The following is a 14758-nucleotide window of genomic DNA, read 5'->3' on the forward strand; positions in this document are numbered from 1 at the left end:
CTCAGGGCCGGGTGAAGAGGGACAGCGGCACCGCCTCTGCCATCGCCCGGTATCCGGCCATGCTCGGATGGAGGTGGTCGCCGGAGTCGTAGGCGGGGCGCAGATGATCGGGCCTTGCGGGATCGCGAACCACCTGATCGAAGTCGATCACCCCGTCGAAAAGGCCGGACGTACGGATGAAGCGGTTGATCGCCTGGCGATCCGCTTCGGTCTCCGGGCCCGGATGGTAATAGTCGCTGCCCTGAAACGGTGTGATGGTGCCGACGATCAGGCGAATGCCATGCGCGTGCGCACGCTCGGCCAGTTGGCGATAGGCCCCGGTGATCTGGCGAACGATCGCCCGATGCGCGGCGGCATCGACCGGGTGCTCGCGGGTCAGCACGCCCAGATCGTTGACCCCCTCCAGCAGGACGGCGTGGCTGACGCCCGGGCGGGCGATCACATCCCGGTCGAACCGGGCCATCAGATTGGGGCCCAGCCCATCGAGCAGCACTCGGTTGCCACCAATGCCCGCATTGACCACGGAGAACCCACGTGTCGTCGGTGCGGCAGCCAGACGGCGGGCCAATACGTCCGGCCAGCGTGCATTGCTGTTGTCTGCAATGCCATAGCCGTCGGTGATCGAGTCGCCGATCGTCACGATCGTCCGACGCTGAACCGCATCCTGCACTTCGACATCCGACAGGCTCCACCACCCGCCGATACCTTGCGCATCGGCCACGGTGGTGCGGCGCGTGGCATCGCCCGCGATCAGGAAGGTGGTCCCGCGTGCGGCGGCATGGCCGGTCGGGGTGGTGACGGCGTCGGGAAAGAACAGGCTGACCGCCACGTCGGCTCCGGCCTGGACGGGCAGGGCGACCGGATCGGAGTACAGGTCCGCACCCGGCGGCACGATCACCTCGGCCTGGCCATCGAAGCGGACCGGCATCGGTGCAGCGACGCTCGACTGGCCGGTCGTCGCCAGGCCGATGCTCGCCGCACCGATCCGCAGCGGAGTCGTACCCGTCAGGTTCGACACGCGAAGGCGGATCGTCTTGCCCGTGGCGGTCAGGCGGACGAACTGGCGGATGGTGGCGGGACCGGCCTTGGCCAGCTTGTCGGCATTGGCACCGTCCACGCGCATCTGCGACGCGCCCCAGGCGGGGGTCCAGCGACCGCCCTGCGCCTGGGCCGGTATCGCCGCCAGCAGTGACAGCGCCAGCAGCCCGGTGGCGCGCGCGGCCAAGCGATGTGCCTTCATCCTCATCCTTTCCATCCGTCACTCGGCGCTTGCGGCCTAGCCTTATGGTAGCGATAACGCGATCCAAGGCAAACGAGAAGGCCCCGATCGCGTCGAGCGCGCGGGCAAGGAGAGAGATGATGCGTCACCTGCTATGGTCCGCTGCGTGGCTGGCGTTCGTGCCGGGTGTGGCCTCGGCCGCGCCGTCGGACTGCGCCGGACCGGTGGCCCCGTGCGAACGGGCGAGCCCGGGTGCGTTGGCGCTGCTGACGCCCGGACGCGCAGGTGGCGTGCTCGTCGATCCGAACGACGAACCCGGCGTCCGTCGTGCCGCGGCCGATCTGGTCGCCGATCTGAAGGCGGTCGGCGGCGGCGAGGTTCGCCTGATCGACACCGCCAGTGCGAATGTGTCGATCATCGCCGGGACATTGGGCCACAGTGCGGTGATCGACGCACTGGTTAAGGCGGGCAAGCTCGACGTCCATGGGCTGCCGGGACAATGGGAGGGTTATGTCGAGCAGGTCGTCGACAACCCGCTACCCGGTGTCGATCGTGCGCTGGTGATCGTCGGTGCGGACCGGCGCGGCACGATCTTCGGCCTGTACGATATCAGTGCCAAGGCAGGCGTCAGCCCGTGGACCTGGTGGGCCGATGTGCCGGCGCAACGTCATCCGACACTCTACCTGACGGCGGGTCGGGTCGCCGATCATCCGGTCGTGAAATATCGCGGTATCTTCATCAACGACGAAGAGCCCGGCTTCGGCGGCTGGGCGCGGGCGAAGTTCGGTGGGGTCAATCACCTGGCCTATGAAAAGGTCTTCAACCTGCTGCTTCGTTCGAAGGCCAATTTCCTGTGGCCCGCCATGTGGGGCAAGTCGCTGTGGGAGGATGATCCGGCTTCGGCCCCGCTGGCGCAGGAGATGGGGGTGCTGCTCGGCACCTCGCACCACGAGCCGATGCAGCGCGCGCAGGCCGACTGGAAGCGAGAGGGCAAAGGCCCGTGGGATTATACGAAGAACGCACCCGCTCTTCAGGCCTTTTGGCGCAAGGGGATCGAGCGGCGCGGCAAGGCGGAGGATCCCGTCACGATCGGGATGCGCGGCGACGGCGACGAACCGATGACGGAGGGCACCGCGATCGACCTGCTCCAGGGGATCGTGCGCGACCAGCGACGGATCATCGCCGACGTGACGAAACGCCCGGCGGCCGAGACGCCGCAGGTCTGGGCGCTCTACAAGGAAGTGCAGGATTATTATGACAAGGGGATGCGCGTTCCCGACGACGTCACCCTGCTGTTCGCCGACGACAACTGGGGCAATATCCGCCGCCTGCCGCCGCCCGGCTCCAGGCGGGCCGGTGGGGCAGGCATCTATTATCATTTCGATTATGTCGGGGGGCCGCGCAACTATAAGTGGCTCGACACCAATGCCGTCCCGCGTATCTGGCAACAGATGCGCATGGCATCTGATTATGGCGCGGACCGGCTGTGGATCGTCAATGTTGGCGACCTGAAGCCGATGGAATATCCGACCAGCTTCTTCCTCGACATGGCCTGGAACCCGGCGCGGATGGATCTGTCGGCGATGCAGGCCTATCCGGTGCGCTGGGCCACGCAACAGTTCGGCGCGGGCCAGGGCCCCGCGATCGGCGCACTGATCGCCCGCTATGGCCAGCTCGCCAGTCGCCGCAAGCCCGAGTTGCTCGACGCAACCAGCTATGACTTCCAGAACGGTGAGTGGAACCGCGTTGCCGGGCAGTGGAATGCGCTCGACAACGATGCCCGTCGGCTCGAGCGCCTGATCCCCGCCGACCGGCGCGACGCCTATTACGAGCTGGTCCTTCACCGGATCGAGGCGATGGCCAATCTGCATCGCATGTATCTGGCGGTGGCGACGAACCGGGCGATGGTCGATGCGGGGCGCTATGCCGCCGCCGCACGCGCGGCCGACGATGCGCGGCGCTATTTCGCGCAGGATGCGGTCATCCGGCGACGCTATGAGGAGCGGACGGCGGGCGGTAAGTGGACCAGCATGATGGCCCAGACGCATATCGGCTATACCGGCTGGCAACAGCCCGATCGAGACGTCATGCCTGCGCTGGCCACCAGGGAACGGCCATTGCCGCTACCCGTCACAAGCGGGTCGCGACCGGCCCTGATCCTCGCCGATACCGGACGCGCCATCGACGGGCGAGGCATCAAATGGCAACGCGTGACGGACTTTACCGCCGAAGGGGCCGCGATGGTTGCCACGCCGACCACCGCGCCCGCGATCGAACGGCCGGGCGGCGATACGCCGCGCATCGTGTATGACGTCACCTGGAAGGGTGGCGGCGGAGCCAAGCTCGACGTCATCGCCGCGCCCGGCCTGGACGTCCGGGGCGGAGCACAGCACCGGATCGCGGTGTCGGTCGACAACGGTTCGCCCGTCATCCTGAACCTGATGGCGGGTGAGAACGAGGCCCGTTGGGAACGGTCGGTGATCGATAACCGGCGTGTTGCCACCACGTCGCTGCCGTCGCTGGCGGCGGGCCAGCACCGTGTGACCCTGTGGCTGGTCGATCCCGAGGTGGTGGTCGAGGGCTTGGCGCTCCGCGCGGGTTAGCCGCCGCGCAGCAGCCGCATGGCATGGGCCCGGACGAACTTGGCGTTTTCCGAGCTGTCACCCAGGATACCGTGGCGCGCTTCGGGCAGATGGGCGAGCGGATGGCCATCGGGCCGAAAGACATAATGGTCGAACCAGGCGCGCCACGCGGCCCGCTCCGCCTCCGGCCGGGCCGCGATCGCGCTCATGGCGAGCAGCATCGTGGCAAAGGGCAGATCGGGCGCCACCGGAAAAGCGTCCCACCAGTAATTGACCAGGATGTTGAAGGCGCCGCGCGCCTCGACCCGGTGCCACCACAATTTGGGCATGTAGAGCGCATCGCCCGGCGTCAGATCGACTGTGATGGCCCGGTCCCGCGCCTGTCCGAACCGGGGATAGCGCGGATCGCCGGGCGCGGCCTCTGCGGCCAGGGCAACGGGCTGGCCCGCCATCGTATGGTCGATCGGGCCGACATAGAGGTCGCCGATGGCATCGGGCGGATACAGGGTAAAGCGGCGCTCGCCTGCCACCACACAGGCAAGATTGTCCATCATGTCGTAATGACAGGCCACGGTCGATCCATGGCCGATCCAGATGCGCGGCGCGACGCCGGGCGGCGTGAAAGTGAGCGGGTTCGCCTCGGCCAGCCCCGGCAGGACGAAGGAAGTAGGCAGCGAGCCGACATAAAGCGTCTCACCGGTGTCGCGTGGGGTGGTGATACGCCCGACCGCGTCGGCGAAGGGCATGGCCTCGCGACGGAAATTGAAGCCCGCCAGATCGTCGGTATAGGTATATCGGCCCGCGATCGCGGCATCGCCGACAAAGGCATCGACCTGCCGTCCCGCGTCGAACTGCGCCAGATAGGTCCGCAGCCCGTCGCCCTCGGACGCGGCGCGGGCGAGCGACCAGTCGGCGACGGCCCCGCGGATCACCACCGGGCGGCAAGGTTCGACCACCCATTGTCGAAAGGCGTCGGAGTCGACCAGCAGCGCGCGATCGATCTCGACGGCCCCGCCGCTCACTGGACCAGCCCGCTCAACCGGTCGTTCCGTCGCGCCGCCAGATACGGGATATGCCGTACCGAGGCCGTGACCGCATAGATGAGTTGCAGATCGCCGTTGCGGAACAGCGTCAGCGCCGCCGCATCGGGCAGGGCGTGCAGCGCATCAAGGCTGATGGTGTAGAGCGAGTCAAGGCGCAGGCTCTCGCCATTGTCGAACTGAAAGCTCAGCTCGATCGGCTCGACCAGCTTGTTGGCCATCAACCGTGCGATGAAGCCGTCGGTCTCCGGCAGTCCGGTATGGAGCGTCCGCAATGCATTCTGGATACGCCGCAGCGCGGGGGCCGCGCCGCCGTCCGCCTCGAACAGGGCGGCGCCATCGGGCTGGCCGAGCGCCGGATGGCGCGGATCGATCGCGATATTCTCGCCCGAGACATAGAAGGCCTGCCGCTCCAGATCGGCGGGGCGATAGCCGGTCAGGGTGTGTTGGGGCCCCAGGGAGAGGTTTTCCTCCGGCACCAATCCCATCAGCGCGCCGGGATACAGGTCCCCCGTCTCGGGATGGCGGGCGAACAGGATCGGATAATGCAGCGCGGCGGCAAGGAACTCACCCGCGACCAGCTGTACGAAATGGCGTGTCGCGTCGGGCGCGGCGGACACGCGCAGCGCCCCATGTCGTGCGCTGTCGAGCAATTCCATGTCGGCCATGATCGTCGGTCCTCTCGCATCCATTCCATGACCCCGACCGGTGCAGATATCCGGCGGGGCGGGCGGCGGCATCGGTTCCTTGTCCGTGCCTGTCCGCCCGTCGTCAAGGCGGATGAGTAGCGCGGCACAAACGACTTGTCGCGGGTTTGTTATACCGCTAACATCCGCACATCGAATGTTCGGTACGGTGAATCAAAGCCGATCGGCCAACGACAAAAGACGTAGGAGAGGGGAAAATGGTGGCACGCACTGCTTTCGTGGCGGCACTTGTTTCGCGCCGTGGCCTGATGGCCGGGGTTTCACCGTTGATGGCGCTGGCGCTGGTCGCGCCGGGTACCGCCTTTGCACAGACCGGTGCCATCCGCCCGGACGTGCCTGTCCAGGCCAACTCGACCTCCGCTCAGGAAGCCGGAACGCCGCAGGATCAGGCGACCGCGCCGAGCGCCCAGAACAACAGCCCGGCCCCGGACGGCAGCGTGACGGAAGGCGAGATCATCGTCACCGGCCTGCGCAGCTCGCTGCAGCGCAATCTCGACATCAAGCGCACCGCGACCGGCGTGGTCGATGCGATTTCCGCCGAAGACATTGGTAAATTTCCGGATTCCAACGTCGCCGCCTCGCTTCAGCGTCTGCCCGGCGTTTCGATCCAGCGGTCTGGTGCGCGCGGCGAGCCGACCGGCATCACCGTTCGTGGCTTTGGTGGCGACTTCAACACCACCCTGTATGATGGCCGCCGCATCTCGACCGCAACGGGCGGTCGCCAGATCGACTTCAGCACCGTCGGCTCGGACTTCATCGGCGGGATCAGCGTCCTGAAGACGCCGGACGTCTCGCTGGCGTCCAGCTCGATCGGTGCGACGGTGGACATCCAGTTCCCCAAGCCGTTCGACCATCCCGGCTTCCGCGCGGCGGTCAGCGCCTCGGGCTCGATGCAGGATCGCGCGGGGCGTGTGGTGCCGACGCTCGGCGCGCTGGTCAGCGATACCTTCGCCGATGATACGATCGGTATCCTGTCGAGCTTCATCTACACCCGGCGTGATACCGATACCAACCGCGTCTTCGTGTCGGGTTGGCCGGGCAATGGCTTTGCCCCGTGTCAGTTGCAGGGCAGCACTGCCACCGTCTGCAATCCGGGCAGCAGCACCACCGACCCCACCCAGGTACGCAGCCTGACCGGCTGGTTCCCGCAGCAGTACGGCGCGGAACAGCAGCGCGTGCAGGACGAGCGCGTCGATGGCCGCATCGCGTTGCAATGGCATCCGTCCGACGCCCTGATGGTCACGTTGGACAACAACTTCTCGCGCCAGACGCTGAACACCGACGTCTATGGCTTTGGCGTGTGGTTCAGCCAGGAGTCGTTGCGCAACGTCAAGCAGGACGCCAACGGCACCGCCGTCAGCTTTACCCAGGCGGGCTCGCCCACCGACTTCACCTCGGCGCATAACCGCCAGATCCTTCAGACCAACCAGACCGGCCTGAACGTCAAATGGGACGTGACCGAGAAGCTGACGGTCGAGGCGGACGGCGCCTATGCCAAGAGCTGGCTGAACCCCGGCAATGTCATCGGCAGCCAGAATGGCGATATCGGCTATGGCGGCCGCCTGGGCACCAACCTCGGCTTCAACATCACGGGCGACAGCAACAAGGCCTTCCCGACGATCAGCAATTTCGGCCCGGCCGGAAACGCCGCGAACTGGGCCGATCCCAGCGCGATCGGTTCGCACGTCACAGTCAATCAGACCCAGCAGAATACCGACGAGCTCAAGCAAGTCCGCGGCGTGGCGACGTGGAAGGAAGACAATATCACGCTGAAGCTGGGCGGCCAGTATGTCGAGGACAATTTCCAACTATTGAACCGCAGCACCTTCACCAACAATTTCTGGCAGGCCTATTCGGGTTACGGCGCCCCTTCGGGTCAGGGCGGCGGCGTGTCGCCATTGCCGTCGAACCTTTATCAGGGCTCGATCAGCCTCAACAACTTCATCTCCGGGTTCAGCGGCGGCCTGCCGCCATCGGTCCTGATCTATAGCCCGCAGGCCTATCAGGCCTATCTCTCGGGGCTCGGCAATCCCTATGCCCAGAATATTCCGGGCTTCAACTATCCGGTTGCCACCGATACGGGCAATGGGCTGCTGGGTTTCCGAGGCCAGTTCAGCGAAGCGGTTGACCCGGCGAGCATCCTGACGGTCAACGAAAAGACTCTGTCCTTCTTCCTCAGTTCGGCAATGGAAGGCCGCATCGGCGAGATGCCACTGCATGTCGCCTTCGGTGTCCGGACCGAGAATACGCGCCTGCGCTCGATCGGGCAGGGTCGCCAGCCGATCTCGATCACCCGCAGCACGACCGACCCGACGCTGCTGACGATAGGGTTCTCGGGTACGCAGCCCGTGTCGCGCAGCAACAGCTATACCTATGTGCTGCCATCGGTCGATGCGCGGTTGGAGGTGACGGACAATCTGCAGCTGCGTTTCGACGCATCGCGGACGCTCACCCGTCCGGGCCTCAACCTTCTGAACCCGGTGCTGAACGTCGGCATCGGCCAGCGCGTCGGCGCACTGTCGGGCAGCGGCGGCAATCCCAATCTGCAGCCCTATCTGGCGGACAATTTCGACGTCGCGGCCGAATGGTATTACCAGCGCAACTCGTACCTGGCGGTCGACTTCTTCCTGAAGAACGTCAGCAACTTCATCGTCGGCGGCGTCGCGCGCCAGACGGTGAACGGCGTGATCGACCCGACCACCGGCCAGCCCGCCAGCTTCGCGATCTCTGCCCAGATCAACGGACCGAACGCGACGGTGCGCGGCGTCGAAATCGCCTGGCAGCAGGTGTTCGGCGACAGCGGCTTCGGCTTCCAGGCGAATGCGACGCTGGTCGACACCAACAAGCCCTATGACGCGACCAATATCTCGCAGACGGGCTTTGCGGTGACGGGCCTGGCGAACTCGGCGAACTTCGTCGGCTTCTACGACAAGAACGGCTTCCAGTTTCGCACCGCGCTCAACTGGCGCGACGAGTATCTGGCGGGCTTCGGCCAGAACCAGAATACCGGGGCGTATGGTGCCGAGCCGACCTTCGTGAACCAGAGCTTCCAGATCGATCTGACCAGCAGCTATGACGTCACGAAGGACTTCTCGATCTTCGGCGAAATCCTGAACGTCAACAACAACAAGCAGAGCACGCATGGCCGGTTCAAGAACCAGCTGCTCGACGTGTTCGATTATGGCCGGCGCTTCACGCTCGGCGCACGCTATCGTTTCTGACGATGGCCAAGGGGTGGGGATGGCAGGCCACGGCTTGACATCCCCGCCGCTTCTTGGACCTACTGATCCATGGTTCGACCCGTTCAGAATATCGTGATCGTCGGGGGCGGTACGGCCGGTTGGCTGACCGCAGGCGTCATCGCCGCGCGGCATCAGGGGCGGCGGCCGCATGGCTTCACCGTCACTCTGGTGGAATCTCCGAACGTTCCGATCATCGGGGTGGGCGAGGGGACATGGCCGACGCTGCGCACGACGCTGCGCAAGATGGGCGTGTCGGAGACGGCGTTCTTTCGTGAGTGCGACGCCTCGTTCAAACAGGGTGCGCGCTTCAACCGCTGGACCACCGGCGCGGCCGATGACGGCTATTATCACCCGCTGATGCTGCCGCAGAATTTCGGACAGGTGAACCTCGCGCCGCACTGGCTGACGGGGGAGGGCGAGGTCAGTTTTTGCGACGCGGTCACGCCGCAGGGGCGGATTTGCGACGCGGGGCTTGCGCCCAAGACCATCGCGACGCCGGAATATGAGGCGATCGCCAATTACGCCTATCACCTCGATGCCGGGAAATTCGCCGACTTCCTGCGCCGCCACTGCTGCGAGCAACTGGGCGTTCGCCATGTGCTGGCCGATGTCGAGGAGGTGCTGCTGACCGAGGGCGGCGACATCCGGGCCGTTCGAACGGTACAGGCGGGCGAGGTGACGGGCGACCTGTTCGTCGACTGCACCGGCTTTCGCTCGCTTCTGCTCGGCGAGGCGATGGGTGTGCCGTTCAAGCCGCTGAACGATGTGTTGTTCTGCGACACCGCGCTGGCGATCCAGGTGCCCTATGACGATCCCGAGGCACCGATCGCCTCGCACACCATTTCGACCGCGCAATCCTCGGGCTGGATCTGGGATATCGGCCTGCCGACCCGGCGCGGGGTCGGCCATGTGTTTTCCAGCAGCCATATCGACCGCGACGAAGCCGAGCGCGAACTGCGCGCCTATCTGGGCGAGGCGGGGCGCGACCTGCCCATTCGTGAGCTGAAGATCCGGGCCGGACACCGCACGCGTTTCTGGGAGCGTAACTGTGTTGGCGTCGGCTTGGCCGCCGGTTTCCTCGAGCCGCTGGAGGCGTCGGCCATCGTGCTGATCGAATTGTCGGTCAAGCTGATCGCCGAGCAGATGCCCGCCTGTCGTGAGGTGATGGACACGGTCGCCAAGCGGTTCAACGAGACGACCCTATACCGCTGGGGGCGGATCGTCGATTTCCTGAAGCTGCACTATGCGCTGACCCAGCGGACCGACAGCGACTTCTGGCGGGATAATTGTCGGCCAGAGACGATGCCGGACCGGTTGCAGGAGCTGATGGAGTTGTGGCGTTACCAGGCGCCGTGGATGCACGACGAGTTCGACCGGGTGGAGGAGGTTTTCCCCTCCGCCAGTTACCAGTATGTCCTGTACGGCATGGGCCAGCGCACCGATATCGCACCCGGAAGCCTGATCGCCGAGACGATCGCCGCCGAGCGAGCGCGGCGGGAGAATGACGTGCAGACCGGGCGGTTGCTGGCGGGCCTGCCCAAGCATCGCGACCTGATCCGCAAGATCGTGGAGCGGGGCTTGCCGACGATGTGAGGGTCAGGCGATTACCGCCCCGACAGCGTGAAGCCGTCCACGTCCATCCACCCCCCCTTGCCACCGGGATTGTAGCAGAACAGCGCATATTGCTGTCCCTGGAACGTTCCCGTCCGCCAGTCGAAGGCCAGTGGGAAATCCCCACCCAGCGTCTGCCAGTCGCGGCCATCGAGGCTGTACGCCACACTCGCCCGGTCGGTCTTGAAGTCCATGTCGGTCCGCAGGAACAGGCGCTGTCCCGCCACGGGCCGCGCATCGACCCGCACATCGGTCTTCTGTGTTGTACCCTTGTCCGCCGCGACATCCTCGATCACGCGCATGGTCAGGGTCAGCCGCCCGTCACCACCCCGGCCGACCGCGATATGGCCGCTATATTTGCCGAAGGTGCCGAAACCGCACTGGTCGCCCGCCCGGATGTGCGACGCGTCGATCGCCACCGTGCCCCGGCTGAACGGACCTTGCCCCTTTTGCAGCAGCGTGTTGCGCGCGCTCCACAGCGCGGGCGCCTGGCCTGCGCGGAGCCGCAGATAACCGGGCCGCTCGGTCAGCGACCAGCCCCTGGCGACGGGATTGTGGTTCCACTGCCATTGCAGGCCAAGGCTGGGGCCAGAGAAATCGTCCGAGGCGGGCAGCACGCTGACCGGCTGACCCTGGATCGGCTTGGTCGCGGTGGCGGGTACGCGGCCCGGCGCTTGCGGCGTGCCCCAGACCGGCCAGCCGTCCTTCCAGAAGACGGGGCTGATATTGGTCATCCGGCCGACCGCGCCCGCATCGACCATGACGAAGCCGTAATCGGTGCCGTCGGGCAGATCGACGATCGCGCCTTGGTGCCCGCCGGTCTTGTCGTCGATCTGGTCACGCGTCTCCCATGGGCCGAACAGGCTCTTGGCACGCGATACGGTCATGCCCAGCCGCCGGGGGATGGCGTTGAACATGTAGTAATAGGCGCCCCGCTTGACGAGCTTCGAGCCCTCCGCGCCCTTGTTATAATAGACCACGCGCTTGTCGGTGACGGTGCGAAGGTCGCGGTCCAGGCTGAGCAGCGTGTTGGTGCCGTCGGACCCGACGGAGGTCATGATATAGGCGCTGCCATCGGTGTCGAAGAACAGGCCCGGATCGAAGGCGGCTTCGCCGATCCGGTTCATCGCCCAGGGGCCACGAATGTCGCGCGATCGATAGATGCGGGTCTTCTCGCCCACCGGCGTGACGGCGATATAGAAGACGCCGTCGCGGTAGCGCAGGCTGGGCGCGAAAATGCCCTTCCGATACGCGCCGCCGTCCTTCAGGTCATATTGCGGCAGGCCTTCCAACCGGTCGATGACGTGCCCCACGAAGCGCCAGTTCACCAGATCACGGGACGTCATGATCGTCAGGCCGGGCACATTGGCGAAGGTCGTCGTGATGAAATAGAAATCCCGCCCCACCCGGATGATGTCGGGATCCGGATAATCGGCGTAAAGCGGCGGATTGGCATAGGTGCCGTCACCGCGATCCGACTGCCAGGCCTGGGCCCCCGCCAGGGCAGGGACCGCCGCCAGCAGCATGAGCGAAAGCGGACGCCAGTTCATCGCGGCGTGTACACATAGGGGCCCATGACCGTACCGACGAACCCGCCCGCCCGCGCCGTGCTGAGGAAGCGGGTGTCGAAATCGCTCGTCAACGTTGTGCGCTTGCCGCCGCTTTCATAGTCGAAGGCTATCGTCCCGCCATTGGCATGGATGGTCAGCGTCACGGGCCCCCGGGATGCGAAGGGCGCGGAGGCGACCAGCGTCTCGGACGCGGTTTCATCCCGCGTATTCTTGCCCTCTCGCTTGTAGAGCGCGATACGCGGCTGGCCGTCGATACGGGTCAGCCCGAAGAACAGATAGGCATAGTCGTTCTGCATCGCGACCAGACCGGCGCGGGCGCCGTCCTTGGCGGGGGTGAAGCGCAACGTCGTTGACACGTCCGCGATCGCGTGCTGCTGGCGCCGTCCGACAAAGCCCGGCACGCCCTGCCGGTTGCCCAGCGCGTCGCCGCCCTGCATCTTCAGCGATCCACCCGCGACCGTATAGAAGGGCGCCCTGGGCGTCCGGACGCCGATCCACTGCATCGCCAGCTTCGTGCCGTCGAACTCGTCCGTATAACCGAAGTCACCGCTGGTCGGCAGCTTCGGGGCAGGCGAGGTGGGCAGGTTCGGGGCCTTGTGCGTCCAGGGCACGGTCTTGCCCTTGTCCAGGATGACCGGCCAGCCGTCCTTCCACGTCACCGGCAGCAGGAACGTCTCGCGCCCGATATTGTAGTAATCATCGGCATAGGGCCGCGTCGCCAGGAAGGTCGCCCACCAGTCGCCATTCTGCGTCTGGATCAGTTCGGCATGCCCCGCCGCGCTGATCGGGTGGGGGCGCTTGGGATCGAGGTCGCGCTGGGTCAGGATCGGGTTGTCGGCATAGGGACTATAGGGCCCGCGCAGCTCCTTGGAGCGCAACACGACTTGGGAGTGGTTGACGCTGGTTCCGCCCTCCGCGGCGGTCAGGTAATACCAGCCATCCTTCTTGAAGATGTGCGGCCCCTCGATCCAGATGGGCTTCTTCGACAGGTCGACGCCGCCATTGACCAGTTGCGTGCTCTCGCCGACCATCTTGCCCGCCCGCCAGTCATATTCCTGGACCCAGATGGCGCGGTGGCCGTCATAGCGCGGCGTCTCGTCGGGTGCGCGGTTGTTGACGATATAGGCGCGGTCGCCCTCCCAATAGATGGATGGGTCGATTCCCTCGAACGGCAGCCATATCGGGTCGGACCAGGGACCCGCCGGGTTCTTCGCGGTGATGACGAAATTGCCCCGGCACTGGACGCAGGTGTTGACGATGTAGAAGATGCCGTCGTGATAGCTGATGTCGGGGGCGAACACCGCCTCCGACACCGAACGCCCGGTGAAATCCAGCTGTCCGGGCCGGTCGATCGCATTGCCGATCTGGGTCCAGTGGACGAGGTCGGTCGAGTGGAAGATCGGCAGTCCGGGGAAATGGGCGAAGGACGAGTTGACGAGGTAATAGTCCTTGCCCACCCGCGTCACCGAGGGGTCGGGATAATAGCCCGCGATGATCGGGTTGAGATACTCGCCCGCCTTGGGCTTGGCCTGTTCGATCGAACGGCCCTGATAGGTGAAGCGGTCGAAGCTCGCCGTCTGGGCCGACGCGGCACCCGCCATGCCGAGCGACAGGGCCAGCGTGGCCATCGGCAGGCGGATCATGCGATACCCTTTCGAACGGGTGCGGCGCGCAGTGCATCGGCGATGGCGGCGCGAAGCGGCTTGGGCTTGAGCGCATCGTCATAGGGCAGGGGACGCTGCGGCAGCCCATCGGCACGCGGGGCGAAGCCGTTGAGCCAGCTATGCTTGTCCCACAGCCCCCAGCACAGGAACTGGTCGAGCTGCGGATAGGACAGCATCATGTCGAGATAGCTTTTGGCGACCGAGGCGACCTGGGCATCGCGTTGCGCCACGTCCTTGGGCATCTCGCGATCGTTGATGTCGAACTCGGTGATGAGCAGGCGATAGCCCATTGCCGTGACGCTATCGAGGAAGCGTTTCCACTCGGCGCGCTGTACCTTTGAATGGCTGCCGTCATTGCCGAGATGGCTCTGGATGCCGAGCGCATCGACGGGCACGTTTTCCTTGCGGAACCGCTCCAGCAGGCGGAGCACGCCCGCGCGGTGGGTCTCGTTGCCGACCTCCCACGACATATAGTCGTTATAGACGCGCTGCGCCTTCGGGGCGTGCTCGCGCGCCGCGCCATAGGCGATCTTGAACACGTCGAAGCCGAGCGCCTTGTCGAACACCGTGCCCCGGACCTCGCCGGTCTTGGGATCGATCGTCTCGTTGACCACGTCCCAGCTATAGATCTGGTCGCCGAAATGCCCGGCGACGGCGGCGATATAGCTGCGCAGCCATTTCTCGGCGCCGGTCTTCGTCACCGTCTCGGCCAGCGCCGGAGAGATATATTTGCCGTAATTCCAGAGCAGCGTGTGCCCGCGAAGCTTCATCCGGTTGTCGCGCGCAAAGCCCGCGATCCGGTCGGCGGGACCGAAGTTCAGCCGTGCCGGATCATCGCCCAGCACATAGACCTTCATCTCGTTTTCTGGGACGATTACGCCACATTCGCGCGCGACGATCGCGCGATAGGCCGGATCGTTGATCGGCGAACCCCGGCCCGCATTGATCGCGGAGCCGAACAGGATGCCTTTTTGCGCCGCCAGATCACGCAAGGATTGCGTGCCGTCGGCCGCCCAGAGTGCGCTAGGGAGCGCTCCCATCGAGAGGCCGCCTGCGATCCCGGCCAGTTGCTGACGACGGGTCAGCAACGGCCCTTGCCATGTGGGTTCCATCACCCTCTCC

General features: G+C 65.6%; 9 protein-coding genes. 3 read left to right on the top strand and 6 right to left on the bottom strand.

Going from position 1 to position 14758, the window contains the following annotated elements:
- Position 1: 1 nt before the first annotated feature.
- On the bottom strand, positions 2-1240 hold the full coding sequence (locus tag U1703_RS00475) for an SGNH/GDSL hydrolase family protein (RefSeq protein ID WP_332784136.1): 1239 nt from the start codon (positions 1238-1240) through the stop codon (positions 2-4).
- 119 nt (positions 1241-1359) lie between these two features.
- Here U1703_RS00475 and U1703_RS00480 point away from each other — a divergent pair, with 119 nt between their 5' ends.
- A complete protein-coding gene (locus U1703_RS00480) occupies positions 1360-3822 on the top strand; it encodes a glycosyl hydrolase 115 family protein (protein ID WP_332784137.1) in 2463 nt (820 codons plus the stop codon).
- Here U1703_RS00480 and U1703_RS00485 read toward each other — a convergent pair.
- Positions 3819-4823, bottom strand: coding sequence for a cupin-like domain-containing protein (locus tag U1703_RS00485; protein ID WP_332784138.1), 1005 nt, complete (start codon positions 4821-4823; stop codon positions 3819-3821). The genes U1703_RS00480 and U1703_RS00485 overlap by 4 nt on opposite strands.
- Positions 4820-5509, bottom strand: coding sequence for a SapC family protein (locus tag U1703_RS00490; RefSeq protein WP_332784139.1), 690 nt, complete (start codon positions 5507-5509; stop codon positions 4820-4822). The genes U1703_RS00485 and U1703_RS00490 overlap by 4 nt, the downstream gene beginning before the upstream one ends.
- A 236-nt stretch (positions 5510-5745) precedes the next feature.
- Between U1703_RS00490 and U1703_RS00495 the strand changes: the two genes are divergently transcribed.
- Positions 5746-8769, top strand: a complete 3024-nt coding sequence (locus U1703_RS00495; protein ID WP_332784140.1) for a TonB-dependent receptor — start codon at positions 5746-5748, stop codon at positions 8767-8769.
- Positions 8770-8838: 69 nt separating this feature from the next.
- A complete protein-coding gene (locus U1703_RS00500) occupies positions 8839-10383 on the top strand; it encodes a tryptophan halogenase family protein (protein ID WP_332784141.1) in 1545 nt (514 codons plus the stop codon).
- A gap of 11 nt (positions 10384-10394) precedes the next feature.
- Here the strand turns inward: U1703_RS00500 and U1703_RS00505 are convergent, their stop codons facing one another.
- The 3 genes from U1703_RS00505 to U1703_RS00515 are packed head-to-tail and all read right to left on the bottom strand — an operon-like array spanning position 10395 to position 14748.
- On the bottom strand, positions 10395-11951 hold the full coding sequence (locus U1703_RS00505) for a glycoside hydrolase family 43 protein (RefSeq protein ID WP_332784142.1): 1557 nt from the start codon (positions 11949-11951) through the stop codon (positions 10395-10397).
- A complete protein-coding gene (locus U1703_RS00510) occupies positions 11948-13615 on the bottom strand; it encodes a glycoside hydrolase family 43 protein (protein ID WP_332784143.1) in 1668 nt (555 codons plus the stop codon). The genes U1703_RS00505 and U1703_RS00510 overlap by 4 nt, the downstream gene beginning before the upstream one ends.
- Complete coding sequence (locus U1703_RS00515; protein ID WP_332784144.1) at positions 13612-14748, bottom strand: endo-1,4-beta-xylanase; 1137 nt, start codon at positions 14746-14748, stop codon at positions 13612-13614. Before U1703_RS00515 ends, U1703_RS00510 begins: the two co-directional genes overlap by 4 nt.
- Positions 14749-14758: the final 10 nt, after the last annotated feature.

The organism is Sphingomonas flavida (genome assembly GCF_036663655.1).
Classification (GTDB): domain Bacteria; phylum Pseudomonadota; class Alphaproteobacteria; order Sphingomonadales; family Sphingomonadaceae; genus Sphingomonas.